The sequence below is a fragment of the Bradyrhizobium ingae genome (genome assembly GCF_055791185.1).
In genome coordinates this window covers 41,100-60,605 of record NZ_JBVUBB010000012.1, presented here as the reverse complement: position 1 = coordinate 60,605, position 19,506 = coordinate 41,100, and the positions used below count along the sequence as shown (strand labels likewise).

Genomic DNA, 19,506 nt, shown 5'->3' with positions numbered 1-19,506 from the left:
GACTAGTCAGTCATATTTTGACGATGAACTCGAAGCCAACCAAATCCGCCGCGTCCTCCTTAATCCCTGGAGTTCGTAAAGGCCGCAAAGGTACGGGAGAGACCACCACTCCCGCATCGAACCGCGCCGCGCGCGCGGCGGAGCGGCGCGCTGCGATCGTGGAGGCGGCGCTCGAGGAGTTCATCGCGCGCGGCTTCGCGGCGACACGGCTCGACGACATCGCCAAGCGCGCAGGTGTGGCGAAGGGCACGATCTACCTGCATTTCAAGGACAAGGAATCCATGTTCGAGGAGCTGGTGCGCATCGTCATTGTGCCGGTGGTCGAGCGGCTCACCACGCTGCCGCCGCCGACCGGCTCGGTGCGCGACCTCGTCGAGGCCTTTGCGACCAATTTCCTCAAGGAGGTCGCGAACACCAGGCGCGGCGATCTCGTGCGCCTGATCGTGGCGGAGGGGCCGCGCTTTCCGGCCGTGGCCGACTTCTACTATCGCGAGGTGGTGTCGCGCGGGATGGCCGGCATGCGCGCGCTGATCGAGCTCGGAATTGCCCGCGGCGAGATTCAGCAAAAAAACCTTGCGCGCTTTCCGCAGATCCTGGTCGCGCCCGCGATGATTGCGGTGATCTGGCAGAGCCTGTTTGCGCGGCACGCACCGCTCGATGCGCAGGAGATGCTGCGCGTCCATCTCGATTTGATTTTTGGCGAACGGAGGACGACATGAGGTCGTCACAAGCAGTTTTTGCATTTGCATTGGTCGCTGTGCTCGCAACCGGGCTTGCCGGCTGCAAGGAGCAGCGCGATCCCGGCTTCCAGGGCTGGGTCGAGGCCGACATGATTTTCGTCAGCCCTGATGAGGCTGGCCGCGTTACCAAGCTCAACGTTCGCGAAGGTGACGAGGTGAAGGTCGGCGATGCCCTCTATTCGGTCGATGACGATCTCCAGCTTGCCGATCTCAACCAGAACAAGGCGACGCTGGCGAATGCGCAGCAGACCTATGATCGTGCGGCCTCGCTCAGCAAGACGGGCTCGGGCACGCAGGCCAATCTCGATTCCGCGGTTTCGGCCCTGCGGGTTGCTGAGGCGCGCGTCGCGACGTCGGAGACGCGGCTTGCACGGCGCAGGGGATTTGCGCCGGTCGCCGGCACCATCCAGCAGATCTATTTTCGTGAGGGCGAGATGGTGGCGGCGCAGCGGCCGGTGCTGTCGATCATGCCGCCCGGCAACATGAAGCTGCGCTTCTTCGTGCCGGAAACGGAGCTGCCGAAGCTTGCGATCGGCGACCAGGTGCGGGTCGCCTGCGACAATTGCGCTGACGACCTCACCGCGAAGATCTATTTCATCGCGACCACTGCCGAATATACGCCGCCGGTGATTTACAGCCTCGATGAACGCAACAAGCTCGTCTATTTGATCCAGGCGCGACCGTCGCGGCCCGACGCGCTGCGCGTGGGCCAGCCGATCGACGTCTATCTCAATCCCAAGACTTCTGACATCAAGACTCCGGTGGCGGACAAGCGATGAACGGGACAGCCGGCAACGGTATCGCGATCGACGTCAAAGGGCTGACGAAGACCTTTGGTGGCCGCGAAGTCGTGCATGATCTGTCGATGCAGGTGAAGCGGGGTTCGATCTACGGCTTTCTCGGTCCTAACGGCAGTGGCAAGACCACGACCATCCGCATGCTCTGCGGTCTCTTGACGCCCGACAGCGGCGAGGGCACCTGCCTCGGCTACGACATCAGGCGCGATGCGGAGCGCATCAAGCGCCAGGTCGGCTACATGACCCAGCGCTTCAGCCTGTACCAGGATCTCTCGGTGCGCGAGAACCTGGAGTTCGTTGCGCGGCTCTACGGCATGCGCGATGCGCGCGGCGCGGCAGGTGAAATGATCAAGCGGCTCGGCCTCTCGGGCCGCGAGGAGCAGCTCGCCGGCGAGCTCTCCGGCGGCTGGAAGCAGCGGCTGGCACTGGGCGCCTGCACGCTGCCCAATCCGCAGCTCCTGCTGTTGGACGAGCCGACTGCCGGCGTCGATCCAAAGGCACGGCGCGATTTCTGGAACGAGATCCACGCGCTCGCCGCTGAGGGCCTCACCGTGCTGGTCTCCACCCACTACATGGATGAGGCCGAGCGCTGCCACGAGATCGCGTACATCGCCTACGGTCATCTTCTCACCCACGGTACGGTCGACGAGGTGATCGCGAAATCCGCGCTCACCACCTACACCGTCACCGGCGATGATTTGAACGGCCTCGCCGCCGAGCTCAACGGCAAGCCCGGGGTCGACATGGTCGCGCCGTTCGGCACCTCGCTGCACGTCTCCGGCCGCGATGTCACGGCGCTCGAGGCCAGCATCGCGCCGTGGCGCGACAAAGCCGGGCTGCATTGGCAGAAATCGCATCCCTCGCTCGAAGACGTCTTCATCGAGCTCATGAACCGCTCCAGGGACAATTTCCAATAAGGACAATTTCCAATGAGCGTTGCAAACGTCTCAGATCACGGCCACGACATCCGCGAGCGCTTCGGCTTCTGGCGGCGGTCCTATGCGATGGTCGTCAAGGAGTTCATCCAGCTCCGCCGCGACCGCGTCTCATTCGCCATGATCGTGATGATCCCAGTGATGCAGCTGCTGCTGTTCGGCTACGCCATCAACACCACGCCGCACAACCTGCCGAGCGCGGTGCTGCTCCAGGAGGACAGCGATCTCGCCCGCTCCGTGCTGAAGGCGCTGGAGAACACCGCCTATTTCCGTTTCATCCGCGAGGTGCACGACGTCGACGAGTTCGACAACCTCTTGAAGTCCGGCAAGGTGTTGTTCGGCGTCGAGATTCCCCGCGGTTTCGAGCGCGCGGTGCGGCGCGGCGACAAGCCGGCGCTGCTGGTCGCTGCCGACGCGACCGATCCGGTCGCGGCAAGCGCCGCGCTCGGCTCGCTCGGCATGATCGTGCAGACCGCGCTACAGCACGATCTCTACACCGGTGATCCCCCGGACATGCCGTTCGAGATCCGCGCGCACGCCCGCTACAATCCGGCCGCATCCTCGCGACTGAACATCGTGCCGGGCCTCGTCGGCACCATCCTGACCATGACCATGCTGATCTTCACCGCGCTGTCGGTCACGCGCGAGGTCGAGCGCGGCACCATGGAAAGCCTGCTCTCGATGCCGATAAGGCCGGTCGAGGTGATGTTCGGCAAGATCATCCCTTACGTGCTGGTCGGCTTCATCCAGGCCTTCCTGATCCTGTCGATCGGTGTGTTGCTGTTCGGCGTGCCCGTGCTCGGCAGCCTCACCTTGCTGGCGCTGCTGTCGACGCTGTTCATCACCACCAATCTCGCGATCGGCTACACTTTCTCGACCATCGTGCAGAACCAGCTCCAGGCCATGCAAATGTCGATGATGTTCTTCCTGCCGAGCATCTTGCTGTCCGGCTTCATGTTCCCCTTCGCCGGCATGCCGGTCTGGGCGCAATACCTCGGCGAGGGGCTGCCGCTGACGCATTATGTGCGTATCGTCCGCGCCATCATGCTCAAGGGCGCAACCGTCCAGAACCTGCAATATGACACTTTGGCGCTGGCGGCCCTCATGCTGGTTGCCATGACCATCGCCGTGACACGCTTCCGCCGAACGCTCGATTGAGGCAAAATGCCCCGCCACGACGAAGGGGGCGGGATGGTCAGATTTGCAGGCGGGGCGACCGGGCAGCAAGCCGCGATATCGGCTGATTTCGAGCACGAGCTGGCACGCGAGGTGCTGCGGACCGAGCTGTTGCGCGTCAAGGCACTGATCGTGACGGGATGCGTCATGATCCTGTTCATCACTGCGATGTACCTGTTCGCCCCGAACGTCGTGGACCGGGTCTGGCACGGGACGTCCGGGCTGATCCAGGTCTACGGCTTGCTGATCGGCTTCGTCCTGTTCGAGGTCTGGGTTCAGTCCCAGATCAGGCGAAATCTCAGGCTCGATCGGGACGTGCCGGTGGTCAGGCGGTACATCGGGACGCTGATCGAGACGTCGCTGCCGACAGTCATCCTGGTCCTGGAGATCCGGAGCATGGGGGCGATCCCGGCACTCGGTTTTGCGGTGCCTCTCGTCTATTTCATCTTCATCATTCTCTCGACGCTGCGCCTCGATTTCTGGTTGTCGGCCTTCACCGGCTTCGTGGCGGCGGCCCAGCTCCTCGCCGTCGCGCTCTATTTTGATCCCGTCAGCGGCGCCGGCGAGCCTCAGGCCTATTTCCATGCGGTGCGCAGTGCCATCATCCTGGTCTGCGGCGTGCTCGCAGGCGCCGTCGGCGCGCAGCTCCGCCGGCAGTTCGCGGCAAGCATCATGGCGGCCACCGCGCGCGACAGGGTGACGAACCTGTTCGGTCAGCATGTCTCGCCGCAGGTCGTCGAGCGGCTGATGGCGGAGGGCACCACGACTGCGGGTGATATCAGGCGTGTCGCGGTGATGTTCGTCGACTTCCGCGGCTTCACCGCAGGTGCACGCTCGCGCTCGCCGCAGGACGTGGTCGACCGGCTCGATGGCGCCTTCGCCGTGCTGGTCGACATCCTCGACCGCCACGGCGGCATCGTGAACAAGTTCCTGGGCGATGGCTTTCTCGCGCTGTTCGGCGCGCCGCTCGCCGCATCCGACGCAGCGCACCGGGCCGTGGCTGCCGGCCGCGAGATGCTTGCCGCGATGGACCACATCAACGCGCAATCAAGCTGGCCGCTGCGGATCGGCATCGGCATTCATTTCGGCGAGGTGGTCGCCGGCAACATCGGCTCGCCACGGCGCAAGGAGTACACCGTGATCGGCGACACCGTGAACTTCGCCTCGCGACTGGAGACGCTGAACAAGGATTTCGGCTCGCAGCTTCTGATTTCGTCCGCGGTGCGCGATGTGCTCGGCGATGACGGCGACGATGCCGTTGCGCTTGGAGAGGTCGAGGTGCGCGGCTACGAGCGGCCCATGGCGGTGTTTCAGCTGGGGTGAGGGTGCATCCTCCAATTGTCAGAATTGCAGCCTGCTTACCCGTCATTCCGGGGCGGTGCGCAGCACCGAACCCGGAATCTCGAGATTCCGGATTCGCCCTTCGCGCGCCTTGGAATAACGGCGTACGTTTAAGGTAATATGGTAGTCATTGACTCATTTCTCATCTAGTCATCTATATGACTATATGAATTCAGTACCGCTCGACGACCGGCTGCCACGCTATCAGCGCCTGCGCGACGATCTCGCCGCGCGGATCAATCGGAATGAATGGCGGCCGGGCGAGCCGATCCCGTCTGAAGCGGAACTTGGCGCGCATTTCGGCGTCGCGATCGGCACGGTACGCAAGGCGATCGATCAGCTCGTCAGCGATGCCGTGCTGGAGCGCCAGCAGGGCCGCGGCACCTTCGTCCGCCGCGCGCGCTTCAACTCTTCGCTGTTCCGTTTCTTCCGTTTCCAGTCCGAGAGCGGCGAGCGCCGCGTGCCGCAGAGCCGCATCCTCAGGCGGAAATGCGTGCCGGCAACCTCCGCCGTCGCATCCGCGCTGCGTATCCCCACGGGCGAACCCGTGATCAGCCTGTCGCGCCTGCGCCTGATCGACGACGTACCGCTGCTTGCCGAGGAGATATGGCTGCAAAAGTCGCGCTTCGCTGCGATCCTCGACATCGACCCCTCCGAGTTCGGCGACCTGCTTTATCCGCTCTATGAAGAGCGCTGTGGCGAGGTGGTGGTATCGGCCGAGGAAATCCTGACGGTCGAGACCGCGAGCGAGATGCAGGCTCGTCTGTTGCGGCTCGAGGCCCACGCACCGCTGATCGTCATCGAGCGTCTCGCGCTCGATCTCGAACGCCGTCCGATCGAATGGCGCCGCTCGCGCGGGCCGGCCAATCGCTTCCGCTACCACGCCGAGATCCGGTGAGCGCGGACGTCAACGACACCAAGCAATAACGATTTCAGGGAAGAGACGATGGCAAACTGGTACAGCGAAAGCTCGCCGCTCGAGCGGCGCACCTTCTGGGCAAGCTTCGGCGGCTGGGCACTCGACGCGCTCGACGTGCAGATGTTCGGCCTTGCGATCCCCGCGCTGATCGCGGCGTTCGGCATCAGCAAGGCCGATGCCGGCCTGCTTGGCTCGGTCACGCTGTTCTTCGGCGCCTTCGGCGGCTGGCTTGGCGGTGCGCTCGGTGACCGCTTCGGGCGCGTCAAGGCGTTGCAGATCACGGTCGCTGCCTTCGCGCTTGCGACCTTTGCCAGCGCTTTCGCGATGAGCTTTGCGCAACTCCTGGTCCTGAAGGCCATTCAGGGCCTCGGCTTCGGTGCCGAATGGGCCTGCGGCGCGGTGCTGATGGCCGAGATCATCCGTCCCGAGCATCGCGGCAAGGCGCTTGGCTCGGTGCAGAGCGCCTGGGCGGTCGGCTGGGGCGCTGCCGTGCTGCTGTCCGCGCTGGTCTTCACCTATGCGCCGGCGGATATCGCCTGGCGGATCCTGTTCGCGATCGGACTGTTGCCTGCGCTGCTCATCATCTTTATCCGCCGTGGCCTGAAGGAGCCGCAGCGGGCGGGAGCGAGTGCAACCCAGCCGCCGTTCTTCGCCACGCTCGCCGGCATCTTCCATCGTGACGTGCTGCGCGCGACCTTGATCGGCGGTCTCTTCGGTATCGGTGCGCATGGCGGTTACGCCGCGCTGACGACGTTCCTGCCGACATACCTGCGCGAGGTGCGGCATCTGTCGGTGCTGGGCTCGAGCGGCTATCTCGCCGTCATCATCATCGCCTTCTTCTGCGGCTGCGTGATGAGCGGCATCATCAGCGACCGCATCGGCCGGCGCGTGAATGTCGCGTTGTTCGCCTCGGCCTGCATCGTCACCGTGCTCGTCTACATCTTCGCGCCGCTGACCAATTCACAGATGCTGGTGCTGGGCTTTCCCCTCGGCTTCTTCTCTGCGGGCATTCCGGCGAGCATGGCCGCGCTGTTCAGCGAACTCTATCCGGCCGGCGTGCGCGGTACCGGCGTCGGCTTCTGCTACAATTTCGGCCGCGTCGTCTCCGCCGCCTTTCCGTTCCTCGTCGGCTATCTCAGTGATCATATCGGCCTCGGGCCGGCGATCGGCATCGACGCGGCCTTTGCCTATTCGCTGGTGCTGATCGCTGTGCTGCTGCTGCCCGAGACCCGCGGCAAGGTGTTCGAGCAGGCCGCAGCCGGCTCACGCGCCTGACCTTCGAATGTGGAGCAGCAAACATGACGACAAGCCAACGCGGCCTCACGCGCCGTCAATTCGGCGCGGGCGCTGCTGCCCTTGCCTCGGTGATAGCCTGTGCGGGCAAGGCGGTGAGTGAGGTGATGATGCCTGCGATCGATACCCATGCCCACGTCTTTCATCGCGGCCTGAAGCTTGCGCCCGGACGGCGCTACGCGCCGGACTATGACGCGCCGCTCGATCTCTATCTGCGGCAGCTCGATCGCAATGGCACGACCAACGGCGTGCTGGTGCAGCCGAGCTTTCTCGGCACCGACAATTCCTATCTCGTCGAATGTCTGAAGGCGGCGGGCAGCCGGCTGCGCGGCATCGCCGTCGTCGATCCCGCGGTGCCTTCGGAGGAGCTTGCCGCGCTCGACCGCGCCGGTGTCGTCGGCATCCGTCTCAATCTCGTCGGCCAGCCCTTGCCGGATCTCAGCGCGCCCGAATGGAAGGCGCTGCTTGCATCGGTCAAGTCGCTGAGCTGGCAGGTCGAGATCCAGCGCAACGCCACCGATCTCGCAATACTCGCGCCGCAGCTGCTCGATCGCGGCATCACCGTCGTGCTCGACCACTTCGCGCTGCCCGATCCAAAACTCGGGGTCGCCGATCCCGGCTTCCAGTCGGTGCTGAAGCTGGGTGCCACCAGAAATGTCTGGCTCAAGATCTCCGCGCCGTACCGCAACGGCGTCGCCGGCGAGAGCTTTGCGAAGGAAGCCTACCCGCTGCTGCGCGCAGCTTACGGTCTCGACCGCCTGTTGTGGGGCAGCGACTGGCCGCACACGCAGTTCGAGGCGACGCAGACTTACGAGAAGAACCGCCGCTTCCTCGACGAACTCGTGCCGGATCAGGGCGAGCGCGCGCAGGTGCTGGCCTCGCCGCATCAGCTCTTCTTCTAATTTCTCTCACGCGGATTGCACCGAGTGCTCCGAATTTTGGGGCATGACGGCTGCTATCGCCGGCCTGTAACATGCTGCCGATGCGGCTGGTCGTGGCTGCACTTTGTGTGAGGGAAGAGAAATGCAGCGCCGCTACATCACCGTCGACGTGTTCACCAACCGCGCCTTTGGCGGCAACCAGCTCGCCGTCGTGCTCGATGCCGGCGGGCTGTCGACGCAGCAGATGCAGGCGATCGCGACCGAGTTCAACTTTTCCGAGACCACCTTCGTGCTGCCGCCGCGCGACAAGACGAACGATGCCGAGGTGCGCATCTTCACGCCGGTGCTGGAGATCGCCTTTGCGGGTCATCCCAATGTCGGCACCGCCTTCGTGCTTGCCTCGATGGCAAAGGAGCCGAAGTCGCGCCTGCTGTTCGAGGAGAAGGCCGGGCTGGTGCCGGTCGAGATCGTGAGGGAGGAGGGCCGGGTGACCAGAACCGAGCTCACTGCGCCGCAGCCGCTCGCGCGGCTTGCGCAGCTGTCGGCTGCCGAAGCCGCGAGCTGCATCTCGCTCGGTGCGGATGACATCAAGACCGACAGCCACGCGCCGCAGGTCGTCAGCGTTGGAAACGCGTTTCTGGTGATGGAGCTGCATTCGCGCGAGGCGCTCAAGCGGGCCCGGCCCGACGCGGCGGCCTTCGGCAAGGTCTTGCCGCGCGACGGCGCCCGCTCGGTGTGGTTCTACACCCGAGACGTGCCGGCGGCGGAGGCGCCTTGCGAGCGGCAGGCGCGGATGTTCATGCGCGGCGCCAGCGGCCTCGTCGAGGATCCCGCCACCGGCAGTGCCACGGTCGCGGCCGCCGCGCTGTTCGCTGATCTCGATCCCGCACGCGATAGCGAGTTGAAGCTGACGGTCGGCCAGGGTTTTGACATGGGCCGGCCGAGCCTCCTGCTGACGCGCGTGGTGAAGCAGGATGGCAAGATCGTCTCGGCCCACGTGGGCGGCCAGTGCGTGCAGATGATGGAAGGGACGTTCCGGCTCGCGGGTGAGGCGTAAGATCTCACACAATTCGCCATTCCGGGGCAGTGCGAAAGCGCTGAGCCCGGAATCCATTTGTCAACCGACTAAACCTGCCGCCCCACCAAATTCTCCACCTTCACTCCATCGCGCTCCTCGATGATCTCCGCGATCATCTGGCGGTGGCAGTGGGTGTGGTCGCGCTCGTAGCAGAGCAGGCAGACTGGACCGGCCTTCGTCACCAGCGCCGACAATTCGTCGAGCTGTTCCTTGGCCTGCGATGTCTTGAGATGCTTCGAGTAGATCTTCTCGAGCTGCTGGTATTCGCCGCTGCGCGCGGCGAGGCGCCCTTCCTTCGGCGTGCCCAGGGCTGCGAGATGGACATAGGCGATGCCGCGTTCGTCGAGCCCGGCCGCGAGCTGCTTCTTGGAAAAGCCCGGCCGGCGCGACGACGTCACCGCGCGCACGTCGACGAGCAACTTGACGCCGGCCTGCTCCAACTCGTCCAGCACCGCCTTGGGCGGCGTCTGCTCATAGCCGATGGTGAAGAGCTTTTTCGCTTTGGCCATGCCAGATCTCAGGCGACTCGCGCGATCAGTTCCATGGCGCCGGCCGGTGCGCGCACCTTGCCCTCGTGGATGACATAGGCGAACACGTCGCGCGGCTCCTTTTTGGGCTTCGCCTTGTCAACTTTCGGCAGGTCATCCGGTTCACTTCCCTCAGCCCAGGCCTGAAACCGTTTGCCCCAGGCATCGAGATCCCTGGGCGGATAGCAGGTCTTCAGCTCGTCATTGCCCTTCTGAAGCCGCGCATAGACGAAGTCGCTGACGACATCCGCAATCGCCGGATATTTGCCGTGCTCGGCGAACACAACCGGCGTCTCGAACTCGCGCAGCAGCGCGACGAAGTCGGGCGTGCAGAAGCTGTCGTGCCGGACCTCGACCACATGGCGCAGCGCGCGGCCATCGAGCTTGCGCGGCAGCAGTTCGAGGAACTTGCCGAAATCAGCACCGTCGAACTTCTTGGTCGGCGCGAACTGCCAGAGTACGGGGCCAAGGCGGTCGCGCAGCTCCAGCACGCCGGAATCGTAGAATCGCTTGATGGAGTCGCCGGCCTCCGCCAGCACCCTGCGGTTGGTAGCAAAGCGCGGTCCCTTGACCGAGAAGACGAATCCGTCCGGCACCTCGGAGGCCCATTTGCGAAAGCTTTCCGGCTTCTGCGAGCCGTAATAGGTGCCGTTGATTTCGATCGAGGTCAGCTTCGATGCGGCATAGGACAGCTCCTTCGCCTGCGTGAGCTTCTCGGGATAGAACACGCCGCGCCAGGGCTCGAAGGTCCAGCCGCCGATGCCGATGAAGATGTTGCCCGATTTTTGCGACGCGGTTTTTGCTTTGGCCACCGGAGGATCTCGCGCGGATGGGGGGAGGGCCAGCATCCTAGTCAAACCAGATGTGATTGGCCAGTTGCGGCGTCCCGTCTAAGGTCGCTCTCGGGATCTGCGATAACAGGAGAACAAGATGCGGATGCTGATCGCGCTGGCGATGGTCATGATGACGTCTGCTGCCATTGCCGATGACGATGATGCGGGAGGCGCGCACAAGCTGGCGATCCAGGGCCGCGATGACTATTGGCATTGCCTGGCGCGGGAATATTCACGCGACAGCAATCAGGGCCTTTCGGAACAGGATTTTTCCCGCTCGGTCGCGGGCGCCTGTCCTTCCGAGCGGCAGTATTATCGGGTCGCGTTGCTCGACTACCTGACGACGCAATATCCCAACATCGATGCAGGCGCTCATCTCGCGACCGCGAACAGGGCGGTAGAATCGGCGCAGAAGGACATCGTGACGGCCTTCGCCAAGCACAGGGCGCCTCAGCGTTAGCCGTTCGAGCATTAACCGCTGGAACCTGGCCTCTTCCGGCGGCTGGGGCTTCCATGATATTGTTTCGATACATTGCAACGGGGATGGGCAGGCATGGCGTCTGAGTCGATCGGAGGCATTTTTGGCGCGATCGTCGCAGCTATCGTGCTGGCGGTCGCCGTCGTGTTCGGTCCGATCGGACAATACGGCAAGCCGCCGAAGCCGAAGGCGGCGGCCCAGCCTGCGGTCGCGGCACCCGCAGCTCCGGTCGCGCCCGCCCCGCGCGGGCCGGTTATTCGAGAAGTGCCGAACCAATAAGCCAAGCCCCTCTTGCGGACTGGCATTGTCGTTCCCATCTACCCTGTAACGGCGACGTTGCAGCCCATCGCTCCGGCGCCGGAACGACCTTGGAATAGCTCGGCCGCGCCGGATGTACGCGCTGTCCGTTATTCTGGGGTCGTTGGCATTTTTGGGCCCCTTTTGGGGTGCTTTACCCTCAAAACCCCGGCTTGGCATCGCGGGACGCGGCGGATATACGCTGCCCGTCATGAATGAAGCGATCAGACCGGGCCCCGATTCCCCGCCGCAAGCCCCGCAATCGGGGCCGCGGTCGCCAGAACTTTCCGTCGTCGTCCCCACCTTCAACGAGCGCGACAATGTCACGGTCCTGTACCGGCGGCTGGAGGCGACTCTGGCCGGCATCGCCTGGGAAGTCGTGTTCGTCGACGACAATTCGCCTGACGGAACCTGGGACGTGGTGCGCTCGCTCGCAAGGCGCGACAGCCGCGTGCGCTGCATTCGCCGCATCGGTCGCCGCGGCCTGTCGGGCGCCTGCATCGAAGGCATTCTGGCTTCGAGCGCTGCTTACGCGGCCGTGATCGACGCCGATCTCCAGCATGATGAGACGCAACTGCCGAAGATGCTCTCGCTGCTGGCGAGCGGAGAGGCCGAGCTCGTGGTCGGTAGCCGCTATATCGAGGGCTACAAGAGCGAAGGCTTCAACAAGCAGCGCGCCGGCGCCAGCGCGCTTGCGACCGAGGTCGCAAAACAGGTGCTCAAGGTCGAGGTCGCCGACCCCATGAGCGGCTTCTTCATGATCCGCACCGACCGATTCGAGGAACTGGCGCCAAAGCTCTCGGTGCACGGCTTCAAGATACTGCTCGATGTCGTCGCCTCCGCCCGCGGTGGCCTGCGCACAGTCGAAATTCCCTACACCTTCGGCGCGCGCCAGCATGGCGAGAGCAAGCTCGATTCCATGGTCGCGCTCGACTTCCTGGGCCTGGTGCTGGCGAAGCTCACCAACGACGCGGTGTCGCTGCGCTTCCTCTTGTTCGCGATGGTCGGCGGCATCGGCCTCGTCGTGCATCTCGCGACGCTGTTCATCGCGCTCGAGATCTTCAAGGCGCCGTTCGCGGAGGCGCAGGCCTCCGGCGCTCTCGTCGCCATGACCAGCAACTTCGTCCTCAACAACTTCCTCACCTATCGCGACCAGCGGCTGAAGGGCCTTGCGATCCTGCGCGGCCTGATCGCCTTCTACATCGTCTGTAGCGTCGGCCTGTTCGCCAATGTCGGTGTCGCCTTCTCGGTCTACGACCAGGAACCGATCTGGTGGCTTGCCGGCATGGCCGGTGCGCTGATGGGCGTGGTGTGGAACTACGCGATGTCCGGACTGTTCGTCTGGCGCAAGAAATAGCGCATCATGGGCGGGGCCGACGCGCGGATTGTCCGTAACACCGCGCTCATCATCGCTGGGCTCGTCGTGCTGCGGCTGGTCGCCGCCGCCTTCACGCCGATCACCTTCGACGAAGCCTATTACTGGATGTGGTCGAAGAGTCTGGCGGGCGGCTATTACGACCACCCGCCGATGGTCGCCTACGTCATCCGCGCCGGCACCATGATCGCTGGAGACACCGAGCTCGGCGTGCGGGTGGTCTCGATCCTGCTCGCGCTGCCCATGAGCTATGCGGTGTATGGCGCCGCCGCGATCCTGTTCGGCGGCGCGCGCGTTGCCGCAACCAGCGCGATCCTGCTCAACGCGACGCTGATGGCCGCGGTCGGCACGCTGATCGTCACGCCCGATGCGCCGCTGCTGGTCGCCTCCAGCTTCGTGCTGTTCTTCCTCGCAAAGGTGCTGGAGACCGGCCGCGGCGTATGGTGGCTCGCCGTGGGTGCTGCGGTCGGCGCCGCGCTGCTGTCGAAATACACCGCGCTGTTCTTCGGTGTTGCGATCCTGATCTGGCTCGCGGCCGTGCCGAAGCTTCGGCACTGGTTCCTCTCGCCGTGGCCCTATCTCGGCGGCATCGTCGCGTTCGCGATCTTCTCGCCCGTGGTGCTCTGGAATGCCGATCACCAATGGGTGTCGTTCCTCAAGCAGTTCGGCCGCGCGCGGGTCGAGGATTTCCGTCCCGTCTTCATCGCCGAGCTCATTCCGACGCAATTCGCATTCGCAACGCCGCTCGTCTTCATCCTCGGTGCGATGGGTCTGCACGTGCTGACCTGGCGGCGGATCGGCGCGTCGGCCTCGCGCATTCTGGTCGAGACGATGTTCTGGACCATCGTCGTCTATTTCGTCTGGCATTCGCTGCATGCCCGCGTCGAGGCCAACTGGTTCGCGCCGGTCTATCCAGCCTTCGCGATCGCAGCCGCGGTCGCTGCCCACATCGGGCAATGGAAGCCGCGGCAGCAGGACCTCGTCGCGTTCTGCCTGAAATGGGCAGCGCCCGCGGGCATCGTGATGTTTGTGGCCCTCATCGTGCAGGCCAACACCGGCTGGCTCTCCGGATATCGCCGCGACGCCACCGTGCGCAGCGTCGGCGTCGGCTGGCGCGCGCTCGCATCCGATATCGAGGCGGTCCGCGCAAAGACCGGCGCGACCTGCATCCTCGCGCCGGACTATGGCACTACGGCCTGGCTGGCCTTCTATCTGCCGCGCGGCACCTGCGTGGTGCAGCGGGACCAGCGCATCCGCTGGGTCAATATGGGTGAGCCCGATCCGAAACTCCTGGCCGGCAAGCTGCTCTACGTCGACGAGATCCGCGCCGACGGTCACCCCTTCCTCAATGACAGCTTTTCGCAGGTGACGCGCGTTGCGGAATTGCAGCGCAAGCGGGGGCCGCTTGTCGTCGAGACCTACGGGATTGATTTGCTGGAAGGCGCCAAGGGCGAGGTTCTCGATCGGTCGCCGCCGCCGGAGGCCCGGTAACGGGGGTCGGGCTTTCAGCCGGCCACGTCGGCCTCAGCCGCAGCCTGTCCCGGCTGCCGCTCTTCGTGCCAGAACCAGACGGTGACCGCACTGGCGCGGCCGCGCACCTGCGTCTGCAGCGGTCCCGTCAGAGTGCCGTGCGAATCGCCGTGGAAGCCGGCCGCGTCCAGCAGGGTATCGCTGAATGCGAGCCGCGCATGATGCAGGGCGGCGACCTCCATCAACCGGTTCGCCACGTTGACGTTGTCGCCTGTCGCGGTGATGTGCTGGTGACTTCCGCCGAGACGCGAGGCGACGATCGGGCCGAAATGCGCGCCGATCTTGAAACCGAGCTGATCCCTGTATGGTGCGGGCAGCGATGCCCTCCAGTCTTCCACAATGCGGTGCAGGTCGATCGAGCATTTGACGGCACGGGCTGCGTCGTCAGGCGTTGCGCGCGGCAGGCCGAACAGGATCATGGCGCCATCGCCGAGAAATCCGGTGATCATGCCACCGGATGAGATCGCGGTCCTGTCGACCAGCGCATGAAATGCCTTGAGCAGGTCGCGCAGCGTGTCCGGATCGAGCCGTTCGCTCAGCGCAGTGAAGCCGGAGAGGTCGATGAAGACGATGGCGGCATTCTGGTGGACCGGCTCGCTGAGGAAATCGGGATCGCGCGCGAGCCACTCCTGCACGGCGGGCGCCTGGAATTGCGCCAGCGATCTGCTCCTTGCCGTCAGGTACTGCGTCCTGCGCCCGCCCGCCCACAATTGCACGGCGGTGAAGATCGCAACCGGCGGCACTGCGGCCGCGAGCGTGGTTGCGGCGTTGAGCCAGATGCCGTGCGTGAACGCGAACAGGTTGAGAGCGGCCCAGGCCATCACCACCATGGTCGCCGCAATGAGGCCGATCGCGCTTCGCCGCCAGGCAAGCAGGCCCACCAGGACCATTGGCAGCAGGATCGCGGCGAATGCGTCTGCAATATGAACCTTGCGGTCGCGCACGATACCGTCCCCGGCGACGAGATGCGTGATCGCGGTCGAGACGACCTCGACGCCGGGCATCAGGGTATCGAACGGCGTCGGGAAGAAATCGCCGCCACCGGCGACCGATGCGCCGATCACGACGATCCGGTTCGCGATCGCCTCGCGATCGAGCGTGCCGTCGAATACGTTCTGCGCGCTCAACGTGCGGATCGTGCGGCGCGGGCCGTAATAGGTGATCGGCAGCGAAAAGTCGGTATCGGTCGGGATCGTGCGCTCGCCGAGCATGAGGTGATCAGGCGCAATCGTCAGCGGCTGGCCGAGCGCGCGGCTCGCCACCCGCAGCGGAAACGACAGCTCGACCTTGTCGCCCGTCCTGAACAGCATCGGGACCGAGAGCGGGGAGCCGGACTGCCCCGTCGCAACGTTGACGATGCCGACCTCGGCGTGATCGGCGAAGGCCGGTAGCGGCAGCAGGAAACGTTCAGCCTGCGGCAAGGCGGCGAGCGGGCCTTCGCTGCTCGTCGCAACGCTGTCGCTGGCGGTTGGAAAGATCGCCGCGGCGGCAAGCACTATTGGGCCGGCGGCGAGCGAACGCGCTAGCACGGCATCGCCGAGTTCGCCGCTACGATCGACCAGCAGGAGGTCGACGGCGATCACCTTCGGCTTGAACTGCGCGACGGCATCGACGACGCGCGCGAGGTCGGCGCGGGGAAGCGGATAGCGGCCGCCGCGCTTCACGACGGTGTCGTCGATCGCAATGATGGTGACGAGATCGGGGGAAGGCTGCGCGCCGCGCGCCAGCGTCCGCAAGTCCGTCAGCGTCGCCTCGAGACGATCGAGAAATCGCAGATGGCCGTTCGCGTGAGCGACGTAAATGGCGGCGCCCCACAGCGCGGTGAGGACGAGTGCAACCAGGATCTGAAGGCGTCGGCTACTCATACCCGTCGTTCTGTTGTCACCTATTGTCGAGCCTCTATTGTCCGAGTCCTATTGTCCTAGCCTTGCCATCAGGGCGTCGATGCGTGGCTGGCCCCAGCGCTTGACCTCCGCCATGCTGGTCGCATCGACGTCGACACCTTCGCCCGGTCCCAGCACGACGGCCCGTCCGCGGGCCCTGCGGCTGACGCCGACACGTCCGTCGGCAACGAACACGGCCGTCTTGCTGCCGTCGGCGGCATCGACGGCCCATTTCGTGCCGCGCACCGCTGCGATCGCCTGCGGCGTCAGCACCTTGAAGGGATTGCCGCCGGGCTTCTTGGGAACTTCGACCAGCAGCGCCTTGCTGCTCAATTCGACCGAGTCGATATGTCCGTCGCGGTTGGCGTCCTTAAGTTCAAATCTGGCGCCACTTTCCGCGACGATCGTGATGCCGTTGTCGCAGCGCCATATCTGCGTTCCCGCGGCCGACGGCGATGACGTGCAACCCGTGCCGGCAGGCTGCGCGACAGCCTGTCCGATCAACAAGAACCACGACGCCAGAGTCCAAAAACCGGCGTGTACGACCCTTCTCATGCCAGCCTCCATCGGCGTGCTCGGCAGATTTCAAGGCGATGTTGATACGGTACCGTATCACACGGGGAGGCTGCCGAAAAGTGCCGAGGTGGCACCTATTTGTCGCTGGGATCTTTTCCAGATCATGCGCAATCAACTCTGGGTCAGCGCGCCGTGACGCGCGGTACGCCTCGATGGGGACCGGGCGCATTGCGCGTCGCGTCGGAGTTGTGTGCGCCAGCCTCGCGCAACGCTTCGTCGTTATGATCCGGCGGCCTCGAAGATCACGAAAAGGCCGCGGTTGGGTGCGTCATGAGATGCGGCTGAACCGGCCGAGAAATATGGTTAACGGTTTTTGCTAAGTCCGTAATTCTGCGGGCTTTTTCCCGAAACGGGACAACCCGAACGAGTTGCCCCATATCTGCCCGAACTTAATCCGCATTTAACTAAAAGTCGCCTTAATGACGCTCCGACCCTCTGCGAGATGCAGCACTCGGACCGTGACCAGCAGCGGCACTTCGAAGGGGGACTGAGTGACACCGTCCTGGACGCAAGGCGAATGAGTACGAGTATCGCTGCGCAAAGCAACGCGGCACGGAAGTCCAAAAATTCTTCTCGGAAACCTTCTCGGAAGTCTTCCCGGAAAGTGACCCCCCAGACCATCGTCGGCGCCGCCGCGATCGGCTGCCTCGTGCTGGGTGCCGGCTGGACCGTCTACAACAATGTCTTCGGCGCGAACGTCTATCCGACCGTTGGCACCGCCGGCTATGACGAGCCCGTGATCAAGCGCGCGCCGAAGGTCGCGCTACGCGAGGCCGGCGCCGCGGTGAAGGAAGTCTTCGCGATGCTGCCCGATCGCGGGCAGGTGGTCACGCCGATGACCCGCGAAATGTTCAACGAGCGTTTTGCCGCCGCCGCCCCGCAGGGTGTGGAATCCAACGCGGCAAGCGCAGCGCTCCAGGCTCCGGCGACCAAGGTGGCGGACGCCAAAGAGACCACGAGGCCCGCCGCGCCTGTGAAGGTTGCGGAAGCGCCCAAGGCGCAAGGCCCCGCCAAGATCGCAGACGCCGCGAAGGCCAAGCGTGGCGCAGATGCGCCGGTCCAGGTTGCTTCGGCCGAGCCGGCCGAGACCGCGCGCGTGCCGGAGGCGAAGTCCAAGTCTTTCGCCGATCGCGCGAAGGCGGCGGTGATGGCGATCACCGGACCGCGGCAGTCGATGGTCGAGAAGCTCTGGGGCAAGCGCGAGCCGTCAGGCGGCTTGCTGGCTTATGCGTCGGCTGACGCCAGCGTGACCGCCAGCATCGCGCCGAAGGAGCAGAACCCGATGCTCGGCGGTGCGCCGCCCTATGACCGCGACACGGCGGTCTACGACATCACCGCCAAGACTGTGTATCTGCCCGATGGCACCAAGCTCGAGGCGCATTCCGGCCTCGGCTCCAATCTCGACGACCCGCGCTCCTCGCGCGTCCGCATGCGCGGCGTGACGCCGCCGCACATCTATATGCTCAAGCCGCGCGAGGCGCTGTTTCACGGCGTGCCCGCGTTGCGGCTGACGCCGATCGGCGGAGAGAACGCGATCTATGGCCGCGACGGTCTGCTCGCGCACACCTTCATGCTCGGACCGAACGGCGATTCCAACGGCTGCGTGTCGTTCCGCGACTACTCCGCCTTCCTCGACGCCTATCGCAACAAGGGCATCCGAAAGCTCGCCGTGCTCGCGCGGGTGGAGTGACGCTTAAGGCGCCATCGTCCTGCGTCATCTCCGTTGCGATCGCCTCTCCCGACGCGCCGCGTCTGCGCGCGGCCCGTCGTTGTTTCAAAGGGCTTTTCCCGAGTTCGATCAGTCCATTGAACCCTTTCGCGCCTCGACGGACCAAATGGTTCAGGGGTTGAGAAGGGCATCGGGGCGCAGGCTTGGCGATACAGAAATTCACGATCTCGACGGGCGGCCATTCGGCTCAGCTCGATGAGGACACGCGCCTCCGTCTCTGGCAGGACACCTATTGCGGGCGCATCGACGATCTGAAGCGAGTGACGAACGATCCGTTCGCAGGGAGCTGGAGCTTTACCCGTATCGGGGATTTCGGCATGTGCAGGTTTCGCGGCACGCCTCACGCCGGCCAGCGCGAGGCGCACCAGATCGAAACCGTCGGCGACGAGAAGCTCAGTCTCGGCTTCAACCTCGCGCGAACCCCGCACCGGTTCTCCCAGCTCGGCAAGGAGCACATCGTCCCGGACACGCAGCCGCTGTTCTATCGCGCGGACGAGGCCTACGCGTATGTGGGCGCCAGCGACTATGTCGTGACGGCGTTTCCGAAGCGCATGCTTGGCGGGTTGGGTTCGAAGGCGGAGGCGCTGCTGGGCCGGTCGCTCGATGGAGAGCTGCCGGCGCTGCGGCATCTGCGCCGCTATCTCTGCCTGCTCGACGAGCCGGACCTTGCGACCTCCGATCAGTCATTGGCCGATCACGTCCTCGACACGGTTGAGGATCTGATCGTGCTTGCGCTCGGCGCCTCCCGCGACGCGGAGGCGATGGCGAAGATGCGCGGCCTGCGCTCGGCGCGCTACGCCGAGATCACAGCACTGATCGCCAATGGGTTTACCGATCCGGGCTTCTCGGTGCAGCGCGTCGCGGCGATGACCGGCGTGTCGCCGAACTACGTCCAGAAGCTCTTGCACGAGAGCGGCCAGAGCTTTACCGAGCGGGTGCTCGAGCTCAGGTTGACCAAGGTCCGCGCCATGTTGACGGACCGCCGCAACGACAGGCTCAAGGTCAGCGCGATCGCGCTAACCTGCGGCTTCAACGACATCTCCTATTTCAACCGGTGTTTCCGCCGCCGCTTCGGGGCTGCCCCGAACGATTGTCGCAGCGGCTAAGCACGGCTGCGG

Annotated in this window: 20 protein-coding genes; 16 read left to right on the top strand and 4 right to left on the bottom strand. The window is 64.8% G+C overall.

Annotated features, from left to right (window positions below; all coding sequences use genetic code 11):
- Nucleotides 1-23 precede the first annotated feature (23 nt).
- The 9 genes from ACV1FX_RS19200 (at nucleotide 24) to ACV1FX_RS19160 (ending at nucleotide 9,139) form a co-directional block, all read left to right on the top strand.
- Nucleotides 24-719, top strand: a complete 696-nt coding sequence (locus ACV1FX_RS19200; RefSeq protein WP_473119115.1) for a TetR/AcrR family transcriptional regulator — start codon at nucleotides 24-26, stop codon at nucleotides 717-719.
- Complete coding sequence (locus ACV1FX_RS19195) at nucleotides 716-1,519, top strand: HlyD family secretion protein (protein WP_473119114.1); 804 nt, start codon at nucleotides 716-718, stop codon at nucleotides 1,517-1,519. The genes ACV1FX_RS19200 and ACV1FX_RS19195 overlap by 4 nt, the downstream gene beginning before the upstream one ends.
- A complete protein-coding gene (locus ACV1FX_RS19190) occupies nucleotides 1,516-2,454 on the top strand; it encodes an ABC transporter ATP-binding protein (protein WP_473119113.1) in 939 nt (312 codons plus the stop codon). Before ACV1FX_RS19195 ends, ACV1FX_RS19190 begins: the two co-directional genes overlap by 4 nt.
- A 12-nt stretch (nucleotides 2,455-2,466) precedes the next feature.
- A complete protein-coding gene (locus ACV1FX_RS19185; RefSeq protein WP_473119112.1) occupies nucleotides 2,467-3,630 on the top strand; it encodes an ABC transporter permease in 1,164 nt (387 codons plus the stop codon).
- Between the two features lie 33 nt (nucleotides 3,631-3,663).
- Nucleotides 3,664-4,971 carry an adenylate/guanylate cyclase domain-containing protein gene (locus ACV1FX_RS19180; protein ID WP_473119111.1) on the top strand — a complete coding sequence of 436 codons (1,308 nt, stop codon included), beginning with the start codon at nucleotides 3,664-3,666 and terminating at the stop codon, nucleotides 4,969-4,971.
- A gap of 184 nt (nucleotides 4,972-5,155) precedes the next feature.
- Nucleotides 5,156-5,887 carry a GntR family transcriptional regulator gene (locus tag ACV1FX_RS19175; protein ID WP_473119110.1) on the top strand — a complete coding sequence of 244 codons (732 nt, stop codon included), beginning with the start codon at nucleotides 5,156-5,158 and terminating at the stop codon, nucleotides 5,885-5,887.
- Between the two features lie 48 nt (nucleotides 5,888-5,935).
- Entirely contained in the window at nucleotides 5,936-7,183 is a 1,248-nt protein-coding gene (locus ACV1FX_RS19170; RefSeq protein WP_473119109.1) for an MFS transporter, read from the top strand.
- A 23-nt stretch (nucleotides 7,184-7,206) separates the two neighbouring features.
- Complete coding sequence (locus ACV1FX_RS19165) at nucleotides 7,207-8,103, top strand: amidohydrolase family protein (RefSeq protein WP_473119108.1); 897 nt, start codon at nucleotides 7,207-7,209, stop codon at nucleotides 8,101-8,103.
- 121 nt (nucleotides 8,104-8,224) lie between these two features.
- Complete coding sequence (locus tag ACV1FX_RS19160) at nucleotides 8,225-9,139, top strand: PhzF family phenazine biosynthesis protein (RefSeq protein WP_473119107.1); 915 nt, start codon at nucleotides 8,225-8,227, stop codon at nucleotides 9,137-9,139.
- A 68-nt stretch (nucleotides 9,140-9,207) separates the two neighbouring features.
- Here the strand turns inward: ACV1FX_RS19160 and ACV1FX_RS19155 are convergent, their stop codons facing one another.
- A complete protein-coding gene (locus ACV1FX_RS19155; RefSeq protein WP_473119106.1) occupies nucleotides 9,208-9,669 on the bottom strand; it encodes a DUF488 domain-containing protein in 462 nt (153 codons plus the stop codon).
- Nucleotides 9,670-9,677: 8 nt separating this feature from the next.
- A complete protein-coding gene (locus ACV1FX_RS19150) occupies nucleotides 9,678-10,535 on the bottom strand; it encodes a DUF72 domain-containing protein (RefSeq protein ID WP_473119105.1) in 858 nt (285 codons plus the stop codon).
- Nucleotides 10,536-10,617: 82 nt separating this feature from the next.
- Between ACV1FX_RS19150 and ACV1FX_RS19145 the strand changes: the two genes are divergently transcribed.
- From ACV1FX_RS19145 to ACV1FX_RS19130, 4 genes are all read left to right on the top strand, one after another.
- Nucleotides 10,618-10,980 (top strand): hypothetical protein, encoded by a 363-nt coding sequence (locus ACV1FX_RS19145; protein WP_473119104.1) that lies wholly within the window; start codon nucleotides 10,618-10,620, stop codon nucleotides 10,978-10,980.
- A 93-nt stretch (nucleotides 10,981-11,073) separates the two neighbouring features.
- On the top strand, nucleotides 11,074-11,277 hold the full coding sequence (locus ACV1FX_RS19140) for a hypothetical protein (RefSeq protein WP_473119103.1): 204 nt from the start codon (nucleotides 11,074-11,076) through the stop codon (nucleotides 11,275-11,277).
- Between the two features lie 229 nt (nucleotides 11,278-11,506).
- A complete protein-coding gene (locus tag ACV1FX_RS19135; protein WP_473119102.1) occupies nucleotides 11,507-12,652 on the top strand; it encodes a glycosyltransferase family 2 protein in 1,146 nt (381 codons plus the stop codon).
- Nucleotides 12,653-12,658: 6 nt separating this feature from the next.
- Nucleotides 12,659-14,161 (top strand): glycosyltransferase family 39 protein, encoded by a 1,503-nt coding sequence (locus tag ACV1FX_RS19130; RefSeq protein WP_473119101.1) that lies wholly within the window; start codon nucleotides 12,659-12,661, stop codon nucleotides 14,159-14,161.
- A gap of 14 nt (nucleotides 14,162-14,175) precedes the next feature.
- On the opposite strand, the gene ACV1FX_RS19125 is transcribed toward ACV1FX_RS19130, so the two are convergent.
- Together ACV1FX_RS19125 and ACV1FX_RS19120 are read right to left on the bottom strand one after the other, a co-directional pair.
- Nucleotides 14,176-16,065: a CHASE2 domain-containing protein gene (locus ACV1FX_RS19125; RefSeq protein ID WP_473119100.1), complete on the bottom strand. Its 1,890-nt coding sequence runs from the start codon at nucleotides 16,063-16,065 to the stop codon at nucleotides 14,176-14,178.
- A 48-nt stretch (nucleotides 16,066-16,113) separates the two neighbouring features.
- A complete protein-coding gene (locus ACV1FX_RS19120; RefSeq protein WP_473119099.1) occupies nucleotides 16,114-16,638 on the bottom strand; it encodes a FecR domain-containing protein in 525 nt (174 codons plus the stop codon).
- On the opposite strand from ACV1FX_RS19120, the gene ACV1FX_RS19115 reads away from it, so the two are divergent.
- The 3 genes from ACV1FX_RS19115 (at nucleotide 16,637) to ACV1FX_RS19105 (ending at nucleotide 19,494) form a co-directional block, all read left to right on the top strand.
- Nucleotides 16,637-16,795 (top strand): hypothetical protein, encoded by a 159-nt coding sequence (locus ACV1FX_RS19115; RefSeq protein WP_473119098.1) that lies wholly within the window; start codon nucleotides 16,637-16,639, stop codon nucleotides 16,793-16,795. The genes ACV1FX_RS19120 and ACV1FX_RS19115 overlap by 2 nt on opposite strands.
- 381 nt (nucleotides 16,796-17,176) lie before the next feature.
- A complete protein-coding gene (locus tag ACV1FX_RS19110) occupies nucleotides 17,177-18,349 on the top strand; it encodes a DUF2778 domain-containing protein (RefSeq protein WP_473119097.1) in 1,173 nt (390 codons plus the stop codon).
- 182 nt (nucleotides 18,350-18,531) lie between these two features.
- Complete coding sequence (locus ACV1FX_RS19105; protein ID WP_473119096.1) at nucleotides 18,532-19,494, top strand: helix-turn-helix transcriptional regulator; 963 nt, start codon at nucleotides 18,532-18,534, stop codon at nucleotides 19,492-19,494.
- Nucleotides 19,495-19,506: the final 12 nt, after the last annotated feature.